Source organism: Sphingobacterium sp. SGG-5 (assembly GCF_011043525.1).
Lineage (GTDB): Bacteria > Bacteroidota > Bacteroidia > Sphingobacteriales > Sphingobacteriaceae > Sphingobacterium.
The window spans coordinates 131,883-154,871 of the sequence record NZ_JAAKGO010000009.1 but is presented as its reverse complement, the minus strand read 5'-3'; the positions used below and the strand labels follow the sequence as shown (position 1 = coordinate 154,871).

The window sequence follows — 22,989 nt, the reverse complement described above, 5'->3', positions numbered from 1 at the left end:
GATGGGATTACTCTCTCTACTCATATTTTTACCATTGGCTGCATTACTCCTGATCGTATTGTTGCCAAAAACGCTGCAAGGTACCTTTAAGTATATTGCATTAGGTTTTACCTTGTTCCAGTTTTTATTAGCGGGCTATATGTACAGTCAGTTTGACGGCAGTGCAACAGGTATTAATCAACTATCGGGTTATCGTTTCGTCGAACAGCTATCCTGGATACGTTTGGATCTTGGTGGATTAGGGCAGCTTGAAATCGATTATCTGATAGGGGCTGATGGTATCTCGTTGCCCTTACTTTTGCTAAGCAGCCTTGTCATGCTGATGGCCGTCGGTGCATCCTGGAATATGCAGCGGAAAGCCAAAGGTTATTTCGCCTTACTGATGTTGTTGAACATGGCGGTAATGGGCATATTCTCGGCATTAGATTTCTTTTTATTCTACATTTTTTACGAAGTAATGCTATTCCCTTTATACTTTCTTATTGGTATCTGGGGCGGAGTAAACCGGGAATATGCAGCGATTAAATTCTTCATCTACACCTTATTTGGGTCGGTTTTCATGCTTCTGATTATTGTCGGTCTCTATTTTTCGGTGACCAATCCCGAAACCGGCGCACACACGTTCAACATGCTGTACATGATGAATCCGGGTAACTATATTGACGGCTCATTTTTCGCCTACGGCAGTAGCAATGCCGTTTGGGGTATTCCCGCACGGATGCTGGGCTTTATTGTACTCTTCATTGCATTTGCGATCAAGATACCCATTGTACCGCTACATACCTGGCTACCTGACGCGCACGTCGAAGCACCGACGCCTGTATCCATCATCCTGGCCGGTATTCTGTTGAAGATAGGAGGCTATGGAATCATTCGGGTGTGTATGAGTATTTTCCCGGATGCATCGGCAAGTGCCAATTGGTGGCTGGGCCTCATCGGTGTGATATCTATCTTATATGGCGCACTGAATGCATTGGCACAAAAAGATTTTAAACGTACCATCGCCTACTCTTCGGTATCCCATATGGGCTTTGTACTGTTGGGTCTGGCGTCGTTAACGGCTGAAGGTGTTTCGGGTGCCATGTTCCAGATGATCAGTCATGGTTTCCTTTCCGCCTCGCTATTCTTTCTTGTGGGTGTCATATACGATCGGGTGCACGATCGGTATATCTACCATTTCAGAGGGTTAGCCAATATTATGCCCAAGTATACCGGTTATGTGGCGATCGCTTTTTTTGCCTCGCTCGGGTTACCCGGCTTTTCGGCTTTCATTGGCGAAGCTTTTGTCATCATTGGAACATTCAACGCCGAGAGTGTCGGGACGGGTATTCCCCGATGGATGGCTATCGCTGGTTCGCTCGGGATCTTGTTAAGCGCAGTCTACTTTTTGTGGACGTTGCAACGTATGTTTTTTGGCAAGACACGTCTCAAAGGTAGCGAAGAATGGTTTAAAGCATTGAAAGATCTCACTGTTCGGGAACAGGTTATCTTATTCCCAGCACTGGCCCTCGCACTCCTTTTGGGCACGATGCCTTTTCTGGTGTTCGACAAACTCAATGCCTCTGTACTGAATTTGGTTACATTAATCACTGAACAGCTATAGTCTATGCATGATTTTGTAGCAAACTTACCGCAAACGCTCGATCAGGTCATACAGTCTGTCCCCCTGTTCAAACCCGAGCTCGCATTAATAGGAGCCTTTTTGGCTGTTGTGTGCGCCACGTTATTCATCGATAAGCACTGGAAACAATCCTCCTTTATGATCTATATAGGCGGCCTGCTTATCTCGTTTCCGCTCCTGTGTCAGCAACTTGGTCAACCCGACCGAGGTTTTTTCGACATGCTCATCATCGACAGCTTCTCGGTATATGCACGTATGCTTCTACTTTTTGCCCTATTGGTAACGGGTGTACTCATCCGGCAGCATTTCAGCGAAAAGCCTACCCGAAGACCCCTTGGCGAGGTATATAGTATCCTTCTGGCTGCCGGTCTGGGATTACATTTGCTCACGGCCACAAGCAATTGGCTCATTGCTTTTATTGCCATAGAAACCGTATCTATTAGTTCGTACGTATTGGTGGGTTACTTCTCTGAACATAAAAGACAATCCGAAGCTGCGATGAAATACGTACTTTTCGGTTCCGTATCGGCAGCAACAATGTTATACGGTCTGTCCCTAATCTACGGCTTCACGGGAAATCTGGATTTTACAGCTGCTGCACATCTGCAAGGGTTAATGGCAGCGCCTGTAGCACTATGTACGGTCGCGATACTCTTTATTTTTACAGGTATTGGATTCAAGTTGGGGTTTGTCCCTTTCCACCTGTGGACACCAGATGTATACGAGGGCGCCCCGACACCTATTACAGCATTTCTGTCTACCATACCCAAAATCGGGGCCATTGTATTGTTCAGCCGGTTAGTCCATGCTTGGTTGCCTACACCTTTCTATTTCAGCGAAGTGACTTACCTATTCTTGGTTGTCGTCGCCATCGTCACCATGTTGGTTGGCAATCTCATCGCTTTGCGCCAACAAAACATCAAGCGCATGATGGCCTACTCCTCTATAGGGCATACCGGTTTTCTATTGATGACAATACTTGCGATCTCGAATAATAACCAAGAGGTCTTGTTGTTTTACCTCACGGTTTATACCTTGATGAATTTGGCTACATTTGCATTCATCGATGCCATAGAATGTACAACGGGTAGTGTAGAACTATCCGATTACACTGGGTTAGGCAAAAAATTCCCCTTACTTTTCACCTGTTTTACCATTGTGGGCATTTCCTTGGTCGGCCTCCCTCCGACTGCAGGATTCATCGGAAAACTGTTGGTATTCACGGCTGTGTTTGAAGTATACCAAAGCAGTAAAGATATTTTGTTTGTGCTGCTCCTTATTATTGGCACGCTGACATCAGTCATATCCTTATTTTATTACTTCAAAATTCCACTATTTTCCTTTCTCAGGAAGGGTGATGACGAGTCTCCTGTTACGCCGCTAAACAATCGCCTTGCAGCTTTATTAGGGATAGGAATAACTGTTTTATTGTTGGTGTTGGGACTGTTTCCAAATATAGTATTGGAATTTTTGAGGTAGTTAAGATCACCACATCTCTACTTTTAATTTCTCCACTTCACTAAAATGCTTATCTCGTGTAACAAGAGTAAAATCATACTGAAGTGCAGTTGCCGATATCCATACATCATTTGAAGGGATAGGCTTTCCCTTTTTATATAATTGTGCAGATACCTCACCAAATATCTCTGAAGTACGGGTGTCAACTAATGCTACGTCGCACAAGGTCAGGAAATTTATAAGCTTTTTTAAATGTTTAGTCCGGTTAACGACTCTATTAATTCCAACATGCAACTCTCCAAGTATTGTTGCTGATATAAAAAAGGTGTCTAGTTGATGTAATTTATCAGCAATATCTCGATTACCCGAAAAAACCTCGATAACAATATTTGTATCTAACAGATAATTACTTCCAGTCGTCTTCATCTATCACTTCGCAACTTTCTGTTATAGCATTTTGCATTTCGACAGCTTCTTCCTTCGACAGCACACCAACAAAATCATATATGGAATATTTTGTCTCTTCAGTTTTATTGAGATTCTTCAAGATGCGTACGAGTTTTAATTCTTCCAAGTTTTTAAGTAACCTATACGCCTCTCTGCTATTTACCTCCAACAATACAGTCTTCATAGTAAACCTCCTATTATTTAAATCGAAGTTACGAAATATTTTTAACATATCGCTTGTCCTCTATATAGAGCTTCTTTCAAAATTCGTATCTTTAGACATGTTAAAAAAAGATCGGTACAAAGCCTTTGTCGAGTACTTCTCCACACACAATCCTGACGCGCAGACCGAACTGCATTATAGCAATCCTTACGAGTTGCTGGTTGCTGTCATACTCTCTGCCCAATGTACGGATAAGCGTATTAATCAGGTCACACCGGCACTCTTCGAACGCTTTCCGGATGCCGAAACATTGGCCGCAAGCAATCCCGAGGAGGTCTTCACCTATATACGATCAGTAAGCTATCCCAACAATAAATCCAAGCATTTGGTCGGTATGGCCCAAAAGTTAATAGGTGACTTTCAGGGCGTCGTACCCGAAAAAATTGAAGATCTCATCAAACTACCCGGCGTAGGGAGAAAGACCGCCAATGTGATTTCTTCCGTTGTATATCATCGTCCCGCAATGGCGGTCGACACCCATGTTTTCCGGGTGAGCAATCGTCTCGGGTTAACGAGCAATGCCACGACTCCCCTCGCTGTGGAAAAGCAATTGATAAAATATCTGCCCGAGGAGACCATAGCTGTGGCCCACCATTGGTTGATCTTACATGGGCGCTACATCTGCGTGGCCCGAAGACCAAAATGTGAGCTATGTCCAATCACCTATTTCTGTAAATATTTTGAAAAGAATTATAAAGCCACAGCGATACAGCCGGCCACAAACCCTAACGACTAATTTTTTTAGCATATTATTTTGTAATTAAAATAAATAATTTTATTTTTGACTCAACAATACTAAATATATGAGCAACACAGACAAACTCAAAGCGCTACAGCTTACATTAGATAAACTGGAAAAATCATACGGCAAAGGTGCCATTATGAAATTAGGGGACACGGCTGTAGAGCCTATCGAAGCGATATCCACAGGATCCTTGGGATTGGACATTGCGTTAGGTATAGGCGGTGTACCCAAAGGTCGTATTGTTGAAATCTACGGTCCTGAATCATCCGGAAAGACTACGCTGGCAACACATATCGTGGCCGAGGCACAGAAAAAAGGAGGTATAGCGGCCATTATCGATGCCGAGCACGCCTTTGATAAATATTATGCCCAGAAACTGGGTGTAGATGTCGAAAATCTACTTATTTCCCAACCCGACAATGGCGAGCAAGCGTTAGAAATTGCCGACAATCTTATACGTTCAGGAGCTATAGACGTTATTGTCATCGACTCCGTGGCAGCCTTGGTACCTAAAGGCGAAATTGAAGGTGAAATGGGTGATTCTAAAATGGGCCTACAAGCACGTCTGATGTCTCAAGCGCTACGTAAATTAACCGGTACCATTTCGAAAACAAATTGCTGCTGTATTTTCATCAATCAGCTGCGCGAAAAAATCGGTGTAATGTTCGGTAACCCTGAAACAACGACAGGAGGTAATGCCTTAAAATTCTATTCTTCGGTACGTTTGGATATCCGTCGCACATCTCAGATCAAAGACTCGGACGAGGTATCGGGCAACCGTGTAAAAGTAAAAGTAGTGAAAAATAAAGTAGCTCCTCCTTTCCGTATTGCCGAGTTTGATATTATGTTTGGTGAAGGTATATCCAAAGTAGGTGAGATTATTGACTTAGGGGTAGAATATAATATCGTCAAGAAATCGGGGTCATGGTTTAGCTATGGAGATACCAAGCTTGGTCAGGGGCGGGATGCTGTGAAAAATCTTCTGCTGGACAATCCCGATCTCATGGACGAATTGGAAGCAAAGATCCGTGCTGAAGTCACGGGAGAATCCCTGGAGCAAGACATATAATTTTTGTTTTTCCATATCAACATGCTGTGAAAAGGCCGTTCTTAAATAGAATGGCCTTTTTTTATTGTTTCCAAAAAAGCCATTATCTTTGTCGAGGCAAGGCATATCGATCGCATGATACGACTAGAACAAGTACATAAGGTTTTTGAAAAAAAAGGGAAGAAAGTCCATGCCCTGAAAGGAATAGATTTAACTATCGACAAGGGAAATATCTTTGGGATAATCGGTTATTCGGGATCTGGGAAAAGTACGTTAATACGGACGATCAATTTATTGGAAAGGCCTACATCCGGAGCGGTATATCTTGACGGCACGGATATCACCACATTTAACGATAAGCAGCTGATAACCTACCGACGAAAGATGGGGATGATTTTTCAACAGTTTAATCTGTTATCCTCCGCTACCGTCTTTGAAAACATTGCTTTCCCATTACGGTTAAGTAAAATGGACAAGGCTCATCTACATACCAAGATCAATAGACTCCTTACCCTCGTCGATCTGACGGACAAGAAAGAAGCCTATCCTTCCCAGCTATCGGGTGGTCAAAAACAACGGGTTGCGATAGCCCGTGCATTAGCTTCGGACCCGGAAATTCTCCTGTGTGATGAAGCCACAAGCGCTTTAGACCCGCAAACAACCCGGTCGATCCTGTCCCTATTAAAAAAAATCAACCAAGAGCTGGATATTACGATCGTATTGATTACCCATGAAATGGAAGTCGTCAAATCTATTTGTCATAAAGTGGCAGTCATATCGGATGGCGAAATTATCGAGCAGAATACGGTCGAACAGTTATTTCTACATCCGACAATGCCCGTAACAAAAGAATTGTTAAATCCATCACTATTTACCGAATAATCTATCGTATGTCCGAATATACCTTTTGGCTTTTAGCAAATGGCACCTGGGAGACCTTATTTATGACCTTTACTTCGGGCTTCTTTAGTTTCGTGTTAGGCTTACCGCTCGGCATCCTTCTTTTTATTTCCCGAGAACGCCAATTGCTTCATAACACAACACTAAACCGCATACTGGCTTTTTTTGTTAATATCTTTCGCTCTATACCTTTTATCATACTCATCGTATGGATGATCCCGTTCACACGTATGGTTGTCGGAACTTCCATCGGTACCGCCGCAGCGATCGTTCCATTGAGTGTCGGCGCTGCTCCCTTCGTCGCACGCCTTGTCGAAAACAGCTTATTGGAAATCCCTTATGGCGTGATTGAAGCTGCTCGATCCATGGGGGCTACAACCTTACAAATTATTCGGAAAGTGCTTATTCCCGAAGCCCTTCCATCCTTAATCAACAATGCATCGTTAACTCTTATTACCTTGGTGGGGTATTCCGCTATGGGAGGTGCCGTGGGAGCAGGTGGGCTTGGTCATATCGGCTACCAATATGGTTATATCGGTTATGACGCACTCATCATGAATACCGTTCTTATCCTCTTAATTGGTACGGTCTTCGGCATACAGTTTATCGGTGATAAAATCTCAAAATATGTGGACCATCGTAAATAACAGACTCATGAATATGACATTATTTTATAAGCTTATCGCTTTATGCACTTTGATCGGATTACTTTGGTCCTGTGGACCTTCCACCAACAGCAATACGCTCCGTGTAGGCGTACAGGCAGGTCCGGAATACAAACTCGCGGAGACAGCACAAAGGGTAGCCAAAGAGAAGTATGGTCTTGATGTCGAACTGATATCTTTCAATGACTATGTCATGCCGAATGAAGCCTTACATCAACAGGACATCGATGTCAATGTATTTCAGACCAAGCCTTACCTCGACGATCAGTCTAAAAACAGGGGATATGATTTTGTTATCGTGGGAAACACATTTGTTTACCCGATGGCCGGCTATTCCCGGAAAATAAAAAATATCAGTGAATTAAAAAACGGAGATACTGTGGTCATACCCAACGACCGCAGTAATCTGGGGAGAGCTTTGCTCCTATTAGAGAAAGTGGGCTTAATCAAATTGGACGAGGGCGTAGGTTTACTGCCAACGGCACAAAATATCCGGGAAAACAGACTGAACCTTCGGATACTGGAATTAGAAGCGCCTCAGCTACCACGGACCTTGGATGACAAACAGGTAACCGTAGCCATTATTAACAACAACTTTGCCGCCAGCAACAACCTGACGGCAAAACGAGACGGCATCTTTATGGAAGATGGGCAATCCCCATATGTCAATATCATCGTTTGCCGGAGGGACAATCAGGAAGATTCAAAAATCCAAAAATTTGTACAGGCCTACCAATCTGCAGAGGTCGAAGCTACTGCCGAAGAAGCATTTAAAGGAGGGGCTATCCGAGGTTGGTAACTTTCATTGCTTGCTGAGAAACAGTCTCGGTCGACTTCCCAAACAAACTCGTGCCCAATAGGACAAGCGCTACTACTTTGAGAAGCTCCACAGCCACAAAATAAACGTGCATATTCGACGGTGGCACCTCCGCTCCCTGGATAAAAAGTTCAGCCCGCATATCTAATACCGGCAGCATCCAGAAAGTTTGTATAGACAAGATAATGAACAATACAATTAAGAATACGCGCTGTCTGGAAAATAGATTTTTTATCGGAAATAAGCTCCATACACTGCCCAGAAATAAAACCCATTCCACCTTATTCAGCGCACCAAAAACCAAACGACCTATTCCCAAACCGATCGGAATAGTAACTCCCGGAGCTTGAAATTTGAGCCAAGCTTCCATAAAACTAATTGCACATACAAATCCTACCCATATAAAAATAAGTGGGATGGCTACGGGATTTTTCATAAAGTTCATTTAAAAAATATGATTTAGATATCTGATATCGTTACACAAATATAAAAGATAAAAAAGTATTTTATTCACATACGTAAAAAAGATGTTTCATTCTTTACAATACCTGCACTATTCTCTAATTTAGGCCAACCAATCACAACAACGATGACATTAGATAGACGGTTTTTCTTAAAAAGTATAGGGGTATTGGGGCTGGCTGCCTCTACACAAAAGGTTTCTGCACATACAGCATCTTTGCGGGAAGAAGGTTTTGCATTCACCACCCCACCCTATCTACAAAATTATACCGCCAACTACGTGACAGTTTGTACTGTTTTCAATATCCCCTGTTTAGCCTGGATAGAAATACTAAACACCGATGGCAGTATCAAAAAGATGTTATACCAAGTAGAAGATGGTATGCGAAATGCAAACGCTACTTTCTTTAAGTTTCAGGTTCCACATGAGGGGAAAGACATTTCATACCGCATTCGGGCAAAGGAAATTACTCGATTTGATCCCTATAAGATTGAATATGGTGCAAGCATACAGTCTGATACATTCAAAACAGCCTTCCCTCTCATCACAAAAGATTCCGAAGCGCACGTATTGATACTCAATGACATCCATGAAAACACAAAAAGCTATAAGTTGCTGTATGATCAGAGTACACTGCCGAAAAAAGATCTGGTCATTCTAAATGGAGATTCTTTTCATTATACGACCAAACCGCAGGACCTCACCAGCAAACTGCTGAAACCGGTGGCCGATGTCTTTGCTTCCCAAACACCCTTTATTATGGTTCGTGGCAACCACGAAACGCGAGGAGCATTTGCAAGACATTTCAAAACCTTTTTTGATTATCCGCAAAATAAATTTTATCAGGCATTTTCTTTAGGCTCTACATTTTGGATCATATTAGATGGCGGCGAAGATAAACCGGACACACACGAAGTCTACGCAAACACGACAGATTACGATAGCTATCGACTCGAGCAACAGGAATGGCTATCGCATGTGCTCCAGTCCAACGAAAGGAAAAAAGCAAAACGTACTGTCGTCGTGACACACATACCTTTCTTCCATTCTGACGATTGGCACGGCACACTGCATAACAGAGCTTGCTTCCATGATCTCCTACAAAAACACAAAGTAAGCGCTGTTATCTCAGGGCATACCCATAAGTTTGGCTTCTACCCACCAGACAAGGATCACAACTACCACGTCATCATTGGTGGAGGGCCAAAAGAGGGGCAGCGAACATTGATCGAGGTGACCTCTTCTAGCAAAAAGTTCAATCTGATACTTCGAAAAGAAAATGGCGAGGTGGTGAATAGTTTTGACGTAGCATAATAAAAAAAACTATTGATTATAAGATATTTATAAAATATTTTCTTTTTCAACCCCTACCAATATCTATCTTTTGGATAGTATAGGGTATGAAGGAGAAAGAAATTTTATACCTGATTGAAAAACTTCAATTAAAGACCATCTCTACAGAGGAATTAAAAAGGCTACAGCATCTTTTTCATGAAGCCAGTGGCAATAAAGCTCTTCTTCAGTTGATGCGTGAAAAATTTGATGAGATTTCCGATTCTTCCGAAGCCCTAAAGAGCTTTAAACAAGAGCAAGCCATTCGGTCGCGGTTGATTAGACATATAGAGAAAAATTCTATCGTTCCTAAGAACCGGGTGAGACGATATTACTGGGCTTCTGCAGTGGTGGCTGTTTGCCTTATTGTTGGTTTCGTCTTTTTAACGGACAAAGTCACAGATACCAATGGGGAACTGAAATGGACCACAGTCGACACCCAGGCGGGAGAACGTAAGAAAGTAACGTTAAGTGATGGCACAATCATATTATTAAATGGTAACACAACGTTAGCTTATCCCACGCAAATGCTGCAGCATATCCGGTTAGTAAAACTGAAGGGAGAAGCCTTTTTCGATGTGGCAAAAAATGAAAAAAAACCTTTTCTAATTGTTTCAAAAGACTTTACAACGCAGGTGGTCGGAACTTCATTCAATATTGATTCCGATATCGGCAGGGTCGTTGAGGTAAATACCGGGAAAGTAAATGTCTTTGCCGTACCGGAGAATAAAACAATTGAGCTTATCGATATGAGCCATAACACCTCCGAAAATATACTATCACTGATTAATAAAACATCAAATACGCATGTATTCTTATTAAATGGGCAAAAAGCACAGCTCAACCAGCAGAATAGTTGGGAAGTATCGACTTATTATTATAAAAACTGGTTTGACAATGAATTAGTACACCTCAACGAACCGCTTCATCAAGTGATTAGAAAGGCCTATCGAAACTATGGTGATTCAATAGCTGTACACCCCAGTATGGTAGATAAAAACATCACTATAACGTTCAAAAACCGCAAGAAAGAACAAGTTTTAAATACACTAGCAGAATTATGTAATGGAAAACTAACCTACAACAAGATGACAAACACTTGGACAATCACAAAAAAGTAATGGATTAAAAAAACCAGAAATGCCAGGCATTTCCGGTTTTAGCAAACGATGCGATCAGCGCGCCTGAGAAACAAACTGATCCACATCTAGGTCATTAACAAAGTATTAACCTTTATTAATTATTGCAAAGATGCAAAAAAAAAGACATAATTATCGTATTTCTAACCTCTTTCAGATTATGCGTATCTCATTTATGCTCTGGTGTCTTCTCTTCACTACCTGTATAGTATTCGCCAGCAATAAGAGTTTTGGACAAAAAGAACTGGATAAGATCATTCACGTAGACTTTAAAAACATCAGTCTAAAAGATGCATTGGAACAGCTCCAAACAAAATACCTTATCCCGTTAGCATATAGCAATGAGGATAATTCTCTTACTTCCAAAATCAACTATTCCGCCCATAAGCAAGCGAAATATGTACTAAAAGATATCCTTCAAACCCAAAATATGACCTACGAAGTCCGGCATGACTTCGTACGGCTGGTTAGGAAGACTGTTGTTTCAAAAACAATTTTCTCCCAACAACAACGGGAGATTACAGGAAGTATAAGCAGTGCAGACGGAGAGCTGCTAGCAGGCGTATCGGTTAGTTTGAAAGAAAAACCGACAGTAGGAACCACAACGGATATCAATGGTAAATTTATATTAGCTGTACCTAATTCCGGCACCTTGGTCTTCGAGATGGTAGGTTATAAAACCATAGAAGTACCTATCAACAACCAAAGATCTTTAAATATTGTCATGGAAATAACGGAAGCCGGATTGGACGAGGTCGTCGTTGTAGGTTTCGGTACACAACGTAAGATTAGTCTTGTCGGTGCACAATCAACAGTCGAAGCAAAGAATCTACAAGTACCTGTAGCCAATTTAACCAACGCATTAGCAGGACGCATCTCAGGAGTTGTCTCTGTACAACGTACAGGGGAACCTGGATTTGACGATGCAGGCATCTGGATACGGGGTATATCTACATTTAGCCAAGGGTTGAGCGAACCGTTAGTTTTGGTTGATGGCGCTCCACGCAAAATGTCCAACGTTGATCCAGAAGATATCGAAAGTTTTACCGTGCTGAAAGATGCTGCTGCAACAGCGGTATATGGTGTCCGCGGAGCAAATGGTGTTGTTATTATAAAAACAAAAGGGGGTACACCCGGTAAGCCAAAATTCAGTTTCAGGTATTACGAAGGGTTGACCTCCCTCACAACAAGACCCGAATTTGCGGACGGAATAACTTACATGCGTATGTCCAATGAAGCGCTGACCAACCGAGGAGCCGTTGAAAGATACAGTGAGGAGACCATCGCCAAAACAGCGAGTGGTGAAGACCCATATCTCTATCCCAATGTGAATTGGATGGATGCTGTATACAGAGATTTTGGCAGGCAACGTCGTGGAAATCTCAATGTCAATGGAGGATCAGATAGAGTAACCTATTATGTGGGTACAAGTTACTTCGATGAGAAAGGTCTGTATCAAGAAGATCCCGCTGTTAATTATAATCAACAAGTGGGCTACAAGAGGTACAATATGACATCCAATATAAACATACAGGCATCCAACCTGACTAAAATTGAACTCGGCATACAGGGATATCTCGCCAATGCGAACTATCCAGGCTCTGGTCAAAGAGATATATTTGAAGATATATGGATGGTCACACCAGTCTTACATCCAAAAGTATTTGAAAATGGTACTGTACCAGATCAGCGCGCAGGCTCACTGGTCAATCCCTATGCACAGGTAACCCAAACGGGATATGCCAACCAATGGCGCAATCAACTATTTTCCAACTTACGGGCTACTCAAGATTTGCCGTTTATTACAAAAGGACTCTCAGCAACAGCTATGTTCTCCTTCGATGTATACAATTATACGAGTATGCGCCGTACCAAACGCCCTGACAGCTTTTTAGCCATAGGTCGGGATGCCAACGGCGAAATGCAATACGAACAAACCTATGTAGGAGAACGCTTTCTAAGTTTCAGTAGCCCTAATCAGGGAGAGCGTACCATTTATATCGAAGGTGCCTTAAACTACAAACGCATATTCGGGAATCATAACACTTCCGGTATGCTCTTATTTAATAAAAGCGATCGGGTAGACACACAAGCTGAAACTCTAGAAGAGTCTCTTCCCTTTCGTTATATGGGTTTATCCGGAAGAGCAACATATAGCTTCAAAGACCGATACTTCACGGAAGTAAACTTCGGTTATAATGGTGCTGAAAATTTTGCACCGGAAAATCGCTATGGTTTTTTTCCTTCTTTCGGTGTGGCGTGGGCCTTGAGTGAAGAGCCTTTTATGGAAAATATCAAAAATACATTCTCTCTTATCAAGCTCCGCTTCTCACACGGTAAGGTCGGCAACAGCAAGATCATGATCGGCGATGAAGAAAAACGATTCGCCTATTTATCCAAAATCACATCGGCCACAGGCTACAGCTTTGGCAAAGGCCGAAACAACAATTTCGGGGGTTATAACGTCGACGAATATGCGGTCAGCGTGACGTGGGAAACAGCAGTTAAAAGTAATCTTGGTGTAGATATTCAAACAGTCAACAATGAATTAAATCTACAGCTCGATTTCTTCAAAGAAAGGAGATCCGGTATCTTCCTCCAACGTGGTAGCGTGCCCAGTTATGTAGGTCTACAGAGCCAACCTACAGGAAACCTCGGTATTATCGACAACAAGGGTTTTGATGCATCCCTGACCTGGAACAAGAAATTTAACGACTTGTTTGTTCAGCTTCGTGGAAATGTAACATGGAACCGGAACAAAATTGTTGAAAACGATCAACCCACTCCCCTGTATCCGTGGTTGGACGAGCGCGGTATGAAAGTCGGTCGTCGTCTTGGGCTCATAGCTCTGGGACTATTCGAATCCGAAGATGAGATTGCTAATGGCCCTCTGCATCCCGGAACGGTGAAACCCGGCGACATCAAGTTCCAGGACACCAATGGCGATGGTAAGATCGATGACTTCGACGAAATGCCTATAGGATATGGTACTATTCCCGAGTGGGTATATGGTTTTGGATTATCTTTTACCTATAAAAGCTTTTCGATTTCTTCTCTTTTCCAAGGTGTAGGCAATGTGGATATCATGATGTCTGGTGAGGGCGTACATCCTTTCTCCGTATCTTTAAGTCGAGGGAACCTACTCAGTAATATCGAAGACCGTTGGACGATCGATAATCCACGACAGGATGTTTTTTATCCTAGGCTATCAGACGGCTCTCCAAATGGCAACTTTTCGAATAGTACCTGGTGGCTCAAGAACGGGAAATATCTCCGTCTAAAAGACCTACAAGTGGCCTATCAGCTACCGAAAAACTTTGTCAATAGTGTCAATATCTCGAACGCTAACATCTTTTTTGCTGGATATAACCTATTGACATGGAGCCCATTCAAATTTTGGGATGTTGAGTTAGGTGATGGACGAGGCACACGCTATCCAAATGTGAAGACATATTCTGTGGGTCTAAATGTTAATTTCTAAAAAAGGATACAATATGAAATTCAATAATAAATTTATAATAAAAGCTCTTACCCTGGCTGTTGTTCTACTAGTAAACACATCCTGTCAAAAAGAATTCTTTGACCAGGTGCCAGACGACCGACTGACTCTGGAAGAAGTCTTTAATCGTCGGGACTTATCTGAGGCTTGGCTAGCCAATGCTTACAATTATATTCGTGATGAAGCTCACCGTACAAATAGTACCCCTTGGGACGTACTTTCTGACGATAATGATGTATCACAACGTAATCATCCTTTTCGTGTGAACCTGGGAAACTGGAGTGCCTCAAGCGAAGCAACCACTTACTGGGACTTTTGGACACATTACTACAAAGGTATTCGTACAGCCACTACATATATTAATCTCATTGATGGCAATGAGGAAATTATGAAAGAACGCGAGGGTGCTGCATTTATCAAGAAAAGAAAAGCGGAAGCCCGTTTTTTACGTGCATTCTTCTATGCTGAGATTTTAAAACAATATGGACCATTTATAATCCTAGGTGACGAAGAAATAGATCCAGATCTTCCCTCAACTGATCCATCTATGCAGATTGCAAGAAGTTCATACGATGAATGTGTAGACTATATCGTCTCTGAGTTAGACTTGGCAGAAAATGATCTCGATGTTGAACATTATTATAGCGGAGATGCCGTTTTGGAAAATGATATGGGCCGAGCCAGCAAGATACTATGCCGTGCTACTAAAAGCAAGGTACTCCTGTATGCAGCTAGTCCTCTCGTCAACGGAAATACGGAATATGCCAATTTCAAAAACAAAGACGGCAAGGCACTCATCAATACGACCTACAATGCCAACAAATGGGCCGATGCCGCTGATGCAGCAAAAGCTGTGATCGACTATGCAGAATCTTCGGGAGGAAAGCTTGGGCTGTATAAAAAGTACAATGGCGCAACTTTAGATCCATTCCTTTCATACCGGGATGTTTTCTTAGACTCATGGAACATGGAATGGATATTAGCACGAAACAATAATTCCATAGGAAATTATCAACGTTCGTGTACTCCTCGTCTTGCAAATGGCTATGCCTCTATGGGCCCCACTCAACAGTTGGTTGATACCTATCGCATGGCAAATGGGGAGCATCCAATCACGGGCCATAACGCCGATGGCAGCCCGATAATCAACACCGCAAGCGGATACAGCGAAACAGGCTTTTCCAGCTTTACTGCTCCCGGTGCAACTCGTGCGAAAAATACATTTAACATGTACGTCAACCGGGAACCACGGTTTTACGCAACAGTAACCTACAGCGGCAGTGATTGGATCAATACGACATCAAGCTTAGGTGTACGTGAAATTGAACTCTATTACACTGGTGAGTCAGGAAAGGGAGGCTCACATGATTACTCGGAGACAGGATACCTCTTTCGGAAAAACGTATCTCCCACTTATCATCCTACACAAAACAACGTAGCCCGACCTTTTGTCATGATGCGGTACGCTGAAATAGTTTTGAATTATGTGGAAGCATTAAACGAATCAGACCCCACTAACCCGGATGTCTTAAAATATCTCAACCAAATCCGTGAGCGGGGAGGAATCCCTCCCTTAGGTGCAGGACTGAATCAGAACGAAATGCGTGAACAAATCCGTACCGAAAGAAGAATTGAATTAACTATGGAACATCTTCGTTATTTCGATACGAGGAGATGGAAAATTGCGGAGCAAACGGATGCAGGTGCCTTTTATGGCATGAATGTCGAAGTAGGAACCTCCAATACCGATTTAGCATTTTTCCAACGTACACGTTTTGAAAGCCGCGTCTTCCGGAAAAGCTTCTATTTCTTCCCAATTCCACAGGCCGAAGTCCAGCGTAACCCTAATCTGGTACAAAATTCAGGATGGTAAAAAATAAATAAGGTATTAACAGAAAATATTAGACCATGAAACGAAGACATTTGATGTTATTGATAACCCTGTTATCAATTATATTCTTACAAAACTGCAAGGAACCAATATACCAATTGGAAAATCAGGAATCATATTCCCGAATTTTTATGCAATCTGCAAGTAATGGCGCTATCGAAAAATCGTTACCGATAGCAGACGAGTGGGTTACATTTTCATTCGGGGCAGGATATGGCGGTCCTGCCAGTCTTGACCAAAACATACAGGTCAATTTTGAAATTGCCCAGGATCAAGTAGACATATATAATCAGCAAAACAACACAAATTATGAACTTCCGCCAGCTGACAGTTACAGATTTGACAATCTGAAGGTAGAAATCCCTGCAGGTAAGACAGGTAGCAACTCGACCTCAGTTGAAATAAATTCCGTAAAACTAAACGGTACCAAAGCCTATTTACTACCCGTTAGGATTAGTAAAGTAAGCGCCGACATCCCTGTTATAGAAGAGCTGAAGACGACCTACTTCATCGTAAAAGGCTTTTATGAAACAAATCCGTATGAACCTTATGAAAGGACTGATTGGGAAGTAATAGAGGTATCGTCAGATAGAGCGGAAGGCACCCCTGTTGTGCAAGGCTTGGGTCGCCATGCTATCGATGGGAATGTAGCCACGGCTTGGCTTTCCAATTATACAAAAGTAAATAACTGGCGTCCTCAGCACCCGCACCATATTGTAATTGATACAGACAAGGATAATGAAGGAACAGAAATGGCCTTACACGGAGTTACTATACATGGACGTATAAGCACTACAAGTGCGACTCAGAACACCTACCTATTTCCAAAACAAATACATATAGAGACCAGTCTCGACGGCACCACATGGGAATCGGCCGGAGTATTTACTATTCCTTATCCCTCAGGTGGTGAGGTAGGAAACGAAGCAACGCGTTTCCCGAAAGCTACAGTATTTTTGGAAGAGAGTAAAACCTGTAGGTATTTCAAAATTACAGTATTGAGCAGCCACAGTAACAATGGAGATACGACTGCTATTGCAGAGATTGAAGCATTTTAGATCATAGGTTCACCACAGATCTCCGAACGATATAAACCTTTGGAGACCTGTGGTGAACCTTGCTTTTATTAGAGACAGATACTTTATATACAAAAAAGCGCAATGAAAAAAATATTCTATACCCTATTAGCTCTCTCATTCGTCTATTCCTGTGGGAAAAAGGAACCTGATAATCCTGACGATAAACAACCGCCCAAAGAGAAAGAAATTACGGTGAAAGTGATGACTTACAATATATACGGAGCAAGAAGTGGCGGCATTCCGGATTTACAGGTGATTGCCGATGTTATCAAACGTGCTGATCCGGATTTGGTTGCATTGCAGGAAGTAGATAAAAACACGACACGAAATGCCAAGCACGGCGATATCGCCAAAAAATTAGGGGAGCTAACGGGTATGGATTACTTTTTTGCCAAAGCGGAAAATTTTTATGGTGGAGAATACGGAGATGCAGTACTCTCCAAATTACCTATTAAAGAAAAGAAAGGATACAACCTAGAGATCGACCCAACTTTAGCTGGTGAAAGACGGTCCGTAGCACGTATTCTTGTTGAAAAAGACAACAAGCAGTTTTATTTCATAAGTACACACTTTGACCATCTTGGCGACGAACGCCATCGTATAAAACAAGCTACCGATTTTGTTGCATTGGCAAAAACTTTTGACAAACCTGTTATCACGGGAGCTGATTTCAATGCGTTACCCGATTCCAATCCTATGAACATATTACGTACGCATTTCACATACGGCTGTCCAAACGGCAATTGCACGCAATTCACTTTTTCTACCGATAACCCAAATAGAACAATAGACTATCTCATCTATGCTCCGTTGAATGCTTTTACACCCCAATTATACAGTGCATATACATGGGCCAACAAAGAGTCTGACCATTTTCCCGTATTGGCTACTTTTAAACTCAATTTTTAAGAATTCACAAAAAGAGTTCAGTCTTATTAAAATAAAAGAACAAACACCAATGAAAGAATAACTCCATGATCCTTGGCGATATAATCCTGAATGGTTTTCATCGCTAAGGACATGTGTTCTTTTACCGTATTAGGCGATATATTGAGAAACTGTGCTATTTCCTTATGGCTCAGCCCCTCTTCCCGACACATCATAAATATTTTCTTACGTTGCGGAGGTAGACGCTCAATAGCTAATTCGTAAATACCATCGTACTCTTCTTCGATAACAGTTTGCTCGGCAGATTGCTGGACAATCCGCTTTTCTTCAAAATGCTTCAGTTCCACCAAAGCTTCATGAGATTTTAACTGCGATTTGAGATGTTTGAATACTAAATTTCTGACAATACGGAATAGATAATTTTCAATAGGGTATTCACTTTTTATACGATGCCGGGCATTCCAGAGATTAAGGAACGAATCGTGAACGATGTCATCAATAACATCTGTATCCTGAATGAATTTCTTGGCAAAATAATATAACGTCTTACCATGACGATTATAGATTTCCAAGAAAGCTTTATGATCGCCATCCCGCAAACGAATATTAATCCAATACACCTCTGTGGTTACTGACATAACAACTATTCCCTTTTGATCCCTAAATTATCTCTTCTATATAAATTAGATATTAAATATTCTTTAACAAAAAAAACAAACAAAATGATTTTCCGTCAGGTCTATATATGCTCAAACTTAAATAAAAATACTTTTATATGCAATTATAATTACGCCACATATAAAAGTATTTTAATTGTGCTTAACAGCTATCACCATCTATCCTTCCGCCAGAAATGGATACCTATAATCGGTGTCTGGATGGAAGGTTTCTTTAATTGTTCGGGGAGATACCCACCGCAGCAAGTTGACCATCGAGCCGGCCTTATCGTTTGTTCCGGAGCCTCGGGCGCCACCAAAAGGCTGTTGACCTACCACTGCCCCTGTACATTTATCATTAATATAGAAATTTCCTGCGGCATGCCGCAATGCATGGGTGGCCTGATCGATAGCATAACGATCCTGGGCAATGACAGCACCGGTCAATGCATAGATCGACGTACGATCGACCAACGCTAAGGTCTCCTCCCATTTGCTATCTTCGTAAACATACACAGTCAACACAGGGCCGAACAATTCTTCGGTCATCGTCTCATAATCCGGCTTTTTGGCGACAATCACGGTAGGATGAACATAGTAACCTTTTGTTTTGTCATATTCACCACCTATGACGATTTCCGCATCTTTCGACTGTCGGGCACGGTCGATATAGGCTGTAATTTTGTCAAAAGACTTTTCATCAATCACCGCATTGATGAAATGGCTAAAATCTTCTACACCTCCGATTTTGAACGTCTTGATATCGCTCTCCATCCGTTTCTTTAAATCCTTCCATAGTGATTTTGGAATATAGGCGCGGGAGGCAGCCGAACATTTTTGTCCCTGATATTCAAAGGCTCCCCGAACCAGAGCGGTATTCAATACATCGAGGTCGGCCGAAGAGTGAGCCAGAATAAAGTCCTTGCCGCCTGTTTCGCCGACAATGCGCGGATAAGACCTATACAAATGGATATTTTCGCCGATTGTTTTCCATATGTTTTGGAAAACGGCCGTAGATCCGGTAAAATGAATTCCGGCAAAATCCGGATGTTTGAAAATAACATCACCAGCATCCGGACCGGAAACATAGATCAAATTGATAACGCCATCGGGCAACCCTGCTTCTTGAAAGACTTGCATCAATACATTAGCCGAATAAATCTGTGTATTCGAAGGCTTCCACACGACGACATTGCCCATCATGGCGACGGAGGTCGGAAGATTTCCGGCAATCGCCGTAAAGTTGAACGGGGTCAATGCAAATACGAAGCCTTCCAATGGACGTTGCTCTACCCTATTCCATACTCCTTTGCTATTAGCCGGGGGCTGCTGTCCATAAATTTCAGCCATATATTTAACGTTGAAACGCAAAAAGTCAACGATCTCACAGGCCGAATCTATTTCGGCCTGAAAAGCGTTTTTCGATTGCCCTAACATGGTCGCGGCATTCAGCTTATAGCGATATTTTCCTGCAATAAGCTCAGCAGCCTTGAGAAAAATTGCTGCACGTTGCTCCCAAGGCAGGTTTTCCCATGCTCCCTTGGCCTCTAAAGCCGCCTGTATAGCTTCTTTGACATGCGCTTTTGTACCTTGGGAATAATAGCCCAAAATATGTTTATGATCGTGGGGGGGTGTTAACTTTACCTCTTTCGTGGTAAAGACCTCTTTGCCACCGATATACATGGGAATAGCGATCTCCTGGCTGCGAGCTTGCGCTACGGCTTCTTTCAATAATGTACGTTCTGTGGTTCCGGGAGCGTATGTGTAGACGGGCTCATTGACAGGGGCCGGAACATTAAAAAATCCTTTCAACATAGCTTTTCTTTTCTTTTATAAAGAACGGAAATTGAATGCCGAAATTATAGACGGCTACTGTCCATCTATTAACATATCTTATCTTGAAAAGAGACGTAGGATTATTTTTCGATGTCCGAATACTTTTTGTAAATCGCTCTATAACCGAATAGTCTAGCAACCGGCGCAATGATATTCATCAATAGCTTTTGAACACCTTGTGGAATATCTGCGAGAAATGTTTTACTATCCATGTATTTGAGTGTTACCAACTCCTGCACTAAGCCATATTTGCCGTTTTTACTTTTACCATCGGCAGCCAGCCCGACTAAGTTTTCAATTAAATAATCAAAGTCTAATGCCGGTGTGACGGTATGGATATACACAACAGGGACATCATCATTGTTATAATGATTGTGCGGCTTATTTTTGGGCAGTGTCATTTTTTCACCTGCCGTCAATATGGTGGTTTTACCATCTACCCAAATGTTGAGCTGTCCTGAAACAACCTCAAATGCTTCTTCCTGTAAAACGTGGTAATGCTTAGGCACGAGCGGTCCTTTTGTGTTGACAGTAGCTTTTAAAGTAATACGCTCGCCTTTCGTGTCATTGGCGGTTTCCATGTACTCATAAGAGTCTCCGTTTATCGGGTTGGTGATTATTTGTCCTTTTTTAGGCATTTTGTTTGGATTTGATGTTAAAATTTTTTGTTCATGATTTCGCCTGATGGCGCAGTAGATATTGTCGGGGCGGCATTCCTGTCACTTGTTTGAATACCCGGTTAAAGTGTACAACATTATGAAACCCTACTTGAAAAGCCGCCTCTGCAATACTCTCCGTACGTTTGTTGATCAACAGCTGGCAGGCCTTTTCAATCCGCACTTCATTCAAAAAACCAATATAGGTTTTCATACTGTGTTTTTTAAAGAACTTACAAAATGAAGTGGGTGTCATATGTACGATCGAAGCAACAGTATCGACTGTGAGATCTTCGTGAAAATGATCAAAAGTATATTTATAGACCTCGCTGATCCTTACGCCATCCCTATCGGAATAGGCTAAGGAACGCACGCCTGAATAAAGCGAAATGGCTGAATTTGCATGTTGTACAAGGCTATATAGTAATTGAATGAATGTTGCAAACCGGGGAATCGAGGTTTGGGTCAATAAATCTACAAAGAAACCCTTCAAAAGTGGCGAAACGGTGGGATCGATCTTTTTACTCGAATCCAACTCCAATAAATACCGTCCTACAGACTCAAATTCTGGAAGTACAAACAGCTTTTGCATGCGCACTAGATTGACGAACACATGTACGGCATGTATTTCACCATCAGTCGGATTAGCATCACCATATTTATCCAGCATATGCGGTTCATCCGGTTTGAGGACAAACACGTCATCAACCTGAAACGATTGCACCATATTACCGACCATAATGGTACCGCTCCCCTTCAGGATGTAAGTAATCTGCAACTCTGTGTGACGATGGTAATAATTGTAAAAATTTTCCTTTCTGTCTTCCAATAGTGCAAATACACCTTCTCCATATACCGGAACTGTAAATTGGATCGGCTTCATAGCGTCAACGTATTATTCTTTCTTTAACCTATCGGCAAACAGCTTCCTGACTTTATCCAACTTAGGTTTAGCAACAAAGAGGCAATAGGCGTCCTCCGGGTTTTTATTGAAATAATCCTGATGATAATCTTCTGCCGGATAGAAAGCATCTGCATCTTCGATGGTCGTCACTACTGCCTTATCAAATACACGTGCCTCTGTCAATGCTGCGATATAATGCGTTGCCTTCGCTCGCTGCTCATCATTGACCGGAAAGATAGCTGAACGGTATTGGGTACCGATATCGTTACCTTGCCTGTTAAGCTGCGTCGGATCATGTACCGTAAAGAAGACCTCCAGCAGCTCTTCATAACTCACCTTCGTTGTGTCGTAGACAATCTTGATCGCTTCAGCGTGACCAGTTGCTCCAGTGCAGACTTGCTTATAGGTAGGATGGGGCATATGCCCGCCTATATATCCCGATGTCACACTTTGGACACCCTCCAACAACATAAAAGGCCCTTCCGTACACCAGAAACAGCCTCCCGCAAAAATAGCTATATTATCTTCCATCATAACCTTGTTTTCCTGAGGCGCAGCCATTCTGCTTCTTGATGCCTGTTGCCCACAGGACAACAACACAAAGATTATAAGAAACATATAGGATGACACGTTGCGCATATAGACAAATATCTAAAAAAGAAATTATCTAAAAATATAAACCGTCATTTCGATGAGGGGATACAACGAAATGACGGAGTAAT

Annotated in this window: 21 protein-coding genes; 13 read left to right on the top strand and 8 right to left on the bottom strand. The window is 42.2% G+C overall.

What is annotated here, in order from left to right:
• The first annotated feature begins 1 nt into the window (after position 1).
• Complete coding sequence (locus G5B30_RS14625; protein ID WP_165320738.1) at positions 2-1,603, top strand: NuoM family protein; 1,602 nt, start codon at positions 2-4, stop codon at positions 1,601-1,603.
• A gap of 3 nt (positions 1,604-1,606) precedes the next feature.
• Positions 1,607-3,100 (top strand): NADH-quinone oxidoreductase subunit N, encoded by a 1,494-nt coding sequence (locus G5B30_RS14620; RefSeq protein WP_165320737.1) that lies wholly within the window; start codon positions 1,607-1,609, stop codon positions 3,098-3,100.
• 6 nt (positions 3,101-3,106) lie between these two features.
• Here G5B30_RS14620 and G5B30_RS14615 read toward each other — a convergent pair whose 3' ends face one another.
• Together G5B30_RS14615 and G5B30_RS14610 are read right to left on the bottom strand one after the other, a co-directional pair.
• On the bottom strand, positions 3,107-3,505 hold the full coding sequence (locus G5B30_RS14615; RefSeq protein ID WP_165320736.1) for a type II toxin-antitoxin system VapC family toxin: 399 nt from the start codon (positions 3,503-3,505) through the stop codon (positions 3,107-3,109).
• A complete protein-coding gene (locus tag G5B30_RS14610; protein ID WP_165320735.1) occupies positions 3,486-3,710 on the bottom strand; it encodes a hypothetical protein in 225 nt (74 codons plus the stop codon). Before G5B30_RS14610 ends, G5B30_RS14615 begins: the two co-directional genes overlap by 20 nt.
• 97 nt (positions 3,711-3,807) lie before the next feature.
• On the opposite strand from G5B30_RS14610, the gene nth reads away from it, so the two are divergent.
• From nth to metQ, 5 genes are all read left to right on the top strand, one after another.
• Complete coding sequence (nth, locus tag G5B30_RS14605) at positions 3,808-4,485, top strand: endonuclease III (protein WP_165320734.1); 678 nt, start codon at positions 3,808-3,810, stop codon at positions 4,483-4,485.
• Between the two features lie 67 nt (positions 4,486-4,552).
• Positions 4,553-5,563, top strand: coding sequence for a recombinase RecA (recA, locus tag G5B30_RS14600; protein ID WP_165320733.1), 1,011 nt, complete (start codon positions 4,553-4,555; stop codon positions 5,561-5,563).
• Positions 5,564-5,677: 114 nt separating this feature from the next.
• Complete coding sequence (locus G5B30_RS14595) at positions 5,678-6,424, top strand: methionine ABC transporter ATP-binding protein (protein WP_165320732.1); 747 nt, start codon at positions 5,678-5,680, stop codon at positions 6,422-6,424.
• Positions 6,425-6,432: 8 nt separating this feature from the next.
• A complete protein-coding gene (gene metI, locus G5B30_RS14590; RefSeq protein WP_165320731.1) occupies positions 6,433-7,089 on the top strand; it encodes a methionine ABC transporter permease MetI in 657 nt (218 codons plus the stop codon).
• A 7-nt stretch (positions 7,090-7,096) separates the two neighbouring features.
• Positions 7,097-7,906 carry a methionine ABC transporter substrate-binding lipoprotein MetQ gene (metQ, locus tag G5B30_RS14585; RefSeq protein WP_240903228.1) on the top strand — a complete coding sequence of 270 codons (810 nt, stop codon included), beginning with the start codon at positions 7,097-7,099 and terminating at the stop codon, positions 7,904-7,906.
• Here metQ and G5B30_RS14580 read toward each other — a convergent pair.
• Entirely contained in the window at positions 7,890-8,360 is a 471-nt protein-coding gene (locus G5B30_RS14580; RefSeq protein WP_206367142.1) for a hypothetical protein, read from the bottom strand. The genes metQ and G5B30_RS14580 overlap by 17 nt on opposite strands.
• 153 nt (positions 8,361-8,513) lie before the next feature.
• On the opposite strand from G5B30_RS14580, the gene G5B30_RS14575 reads away from it, so the two are divergent.
• The 6 genes from G5B30_RS14575 (at position 8,514) to G5B30_RS14550 (ending at position 18,236) form a co-directional block, all read left to right on the top strand.
• A complete protein-coding gene (locus G5B30_RS14575) occupies positions 8,514-9,701 on the top strand; it encodes a metallophosphoesterase family protein (protein ID WP_165320729.1) in 1,188 nt (395 codons plus the stop codon).
• Between the two features lie 86 nt (positions 9,702-9,787).
• The gene (locus G5B30_RS14570) at positions 9,788-10,840 is read left to right on the top strand and encodes a FecR family protein (RefSeq protein ID WP_165320728.1); all 1,053 of its coding nucleotides are present in this window, start codon (positions 9,788-9,790) and stop codon (positions 10,838-10,840) included.
• A 130-nt stretch (positions 10,841-10,970) separates the two neighbouring features.
• Positions 10,971-14,339 carry a SusC/RagA family TonB-linked outer membrane protein gene (locus G5B30_RS14565; protein ID WP_165320727.1) on the top strand — a complete coding sequence of 1,123 codons (3,369 nt, stop codon included), beginning with the start codon at positions 10,971-10,973 and terminating at the stop codon, positions 14,337-14,339.
• Positions 14,340-14,352: 13 nt separating this feature from the next.
• Positions 14,353-16,230 (top strand): RagB/SusD family nutrient uptake outer membrane protein, encoded by a 1,878-nt coding sequence (locus G5B30_RS14560; RefSeq protein WP_165320726.1) that lies wholly within the window; start codon positions 14,353-14,355, stop codon positions 16,228-16,230.
• 149 nt (positions 16,231-16,379) lie between these two features.
• Positions 16,380-17,306: a BT_3987 domain-containing protein gene (locus tag G5B30_RS14555; RefSeq protein WP_206367141.1), complete on the top strand. Its 927-nt coding sequence runs from the start codon at positions 16,380-16,382 to the stop codon at positions 17,304-17,306.
• A gap of 102 nt (positions 17,307-17,408) precedes the next feature.
• Positions 17,409-18,236 carry an endonuclease/exonuclease/phosphatase family protein gene (locus tag G5B30_RS14550; RefSeq protein ID WP_165320724.1) on the top strand — a complete coding sequence of 276 codons (828 nt, stop codon included), beginning with the start codon at positions 17,409-17,411 and terminating at the stop codon, positions 18,234-18,236.
• Positions 18,237-18,262: 26 nt separating this feature from the next.
• Here the strand turns inward: G5B30_RS14550 and G5B30_RS14545 are convergent, their stop codons facing one another.
• The 5 genes from G5B30_RS14545 to msrA form a co-directional block, all read right to left on the bottom strand.
• The gene (locus tag G5B30_RS14545; RefSeq protein ID WP_165320723.1) at positions 18,263-18,853 is read right to left on the bottom strand and encodes an RNA polymerase sigma-70 factor; all 591 of its coding nucleotides are present in this window, start codon (positions 18,851-18,853) and stop codon (positions 18,263-18,265) included.
• Positions 18,854-19,051: 198 nt separating this feature from the next.
• Positions 19,052-20,686, bottom strand: a complete 1,635-nt coding sequence (gene pruA / locus G5B30_RS14540) for an L-glutamate gamma-semialdehyde dehydrogenase (RefSeq protein WP_165320722.1) — start codon at positions 20,684-20,686, stop codon at positions 19,052-19,054.
• Positions 20,687-20,787: 101 nt separating this feature from the next.
• On the bottom strand, positions 20,788-21,345 hold the full coding sequence (locus G5B30_RS14535) for a cupin domain-containing protein (protein WP_165320721.1): 558 nt from the start codon (positions 21,343-21,345) through the stop codon (positions 20,788-20,790).
• 31 nt (positions 21,346-21,376) lie between these two features.
• Entirely contained in the window at positions 21,377-22,246 is an 870-nt protein-coding gene (locus tag G5B30_RS14530) for an AraC family transcriptional regulator (RefSeq protein WP_165320720.1), read from the bottom strand.
• A gap of 12 nt (positions 22,247-22,258) precedes the next feature.
• Entirely contained in the window at positions 22,259-22,885 is a 627-nt protein-coding gene (msrA, locus tag G5B30_RS14525) for a peptide-methionine (S)-S-oxide reductase MsrA (RefSeq protein WP_240903227.1), read from the bottom strand.
• Positions 22,886-22,989: the final 104 nt, after the last annotated feature.

Bases quoted from the DNA above. Each gene is read 5' to 3' on its own strand.
- msrA (WP_240903227.1), bottom strand. From the start codon at position 22,885: ATGTTTCTTATAATCTTTGTGTTGTTGTCCTGTGGGCAACAGGCATCA.
- G5B30_RS14575 (WP_165320729.1), top strand. From the start codon at position 8,514: ATGACATTAGATAGACGGTTTTTCTTAAAAAGTATAGGGGTATTGGGG.
- G5B30_RS14625 (WP_165320738.1), top strand. From the start codon at position 2: ATGGGATTACTCTCTCTACTCATATTTTTACCATTGGCTGCATTACTC.
- G5B30_RS14535 (WP_165320721.1), bottom strand. From the start codon at position 21,345: ATGCCTAAAAAAGGACAAATAATCACCAACCCGATAAACGGAGACTCT.
- G5B30_RS14565 (WP_165320727.1), top strand. From the start codon at position 10,971: ATGCAAAAAAAAAGACATAATTATCGTATTTCTAACCTCTTTCAGATT.
- G5B30_RS14560 (WP_165320726.1), top strand. From the start codon at position 14,353: ATGAAATTCAATAATAAATTTATAATAAAAGCTCTTACCCTGGCTGTT.
- G5B30_RS14615 (WP_165320736.1), bottom strand. From the start codon at position 3,505: ATGAAGACGACTGGAAGTAATTATCTGTTAGATACAAATATTGTTATC.
- G5B30_RS14545 (WP_165320723.1), bottom strand. From the start codon at position 18,853: ATGTCAGTAACCACAGAGGTGTATTGGATTAATATTCGTTTGCGGGAT.
- G5B30_RS14555 (WP_206367141.1), top strand. From the start codon at position 16,380: ATGCAATCTGCAAGTAATGGCGCTATCGAAAAATCGTTACCGATAGCA.
- metQ (WP_240903228.1), top strand. From the start codon at position 7,097: ATGAATATGACATTATTTTATAAGCTTATCGCTTTATGCACTTTGATC.
- G5B30_RS14620 (WP_165320737.1), top strand. From the start codon at position 1,607: ATGCATGATTTTGTAGCAAACTTACCGCAAACGCTCGATCAGGTCATA.
- recA (WP_165320733.1), top strand. From the start codon at position 4,553: ATGAGCAACACAGACAAACTCAAAGCGCTACAGCTTACATTAGATAAA.
- G5B30_RS14570 (WP_165320728.1), top strand. From the start codon at position 9,788: ATGAAGGAGAAAGAAATTTTATACCTGATTGAAAAACTTCAATTAAAG.
- G5B30_RS14610 (WP_165320735.1), bottom strand. From the start codon at position 3,710: ATGAAGACTGTATTGTTGGAGGTAAATAGCAGAGAGGCGTATAGGTTA.
- nth (WP_165320734.1), top strand. From the start codon at position 3,808: ATGTTAAAAAAAGATCGGTACAAAGCCTTTGTCGAGTACTTCTCCACA.
- G5B30_RS14580 (WP_206367142.1), bottom strand. From the start codon at position 8,360: ATGAAAAATCCCGTAGCCATCCCACTTATTTTTATATGGGTAGGATTT.
- G5B30_RS14530 (WP_165320720.1), bottom strand. From the start codon at position 22,246: ATGAAGCCGATCCAATTTACAGTTCCGGTATATGGAGAAGGTGTATTT.
- metI (WP_165320731.1), top strand. From the start codon at position 6,433: ATGTCCGAATATACCTTTTGGCTTTTAGCAAATGGCACCTGGGAGACC.
- pruA (WP_165320722.1), bottom strand. From the start codon at position 20,686: ATGTTGAAAGGATTTTTTAATGTTCCGGCCCCTGTCAATGAGCCCGTC.
- G5B30_RS14550 (WP_165320724.1), top strand. From the start codon at position 17,409: ATGAAAAAAATATTCTATACCCTATTAGCTCTCTCATTCGTCTATTCC.
- G5B30_RS14595 (WP_165320732.1), top strand. From the start codon at position 5,678: ATGATACGACTAGAACAAGTACATAAGGTTTTTGAAAAAAAAGGGAAG.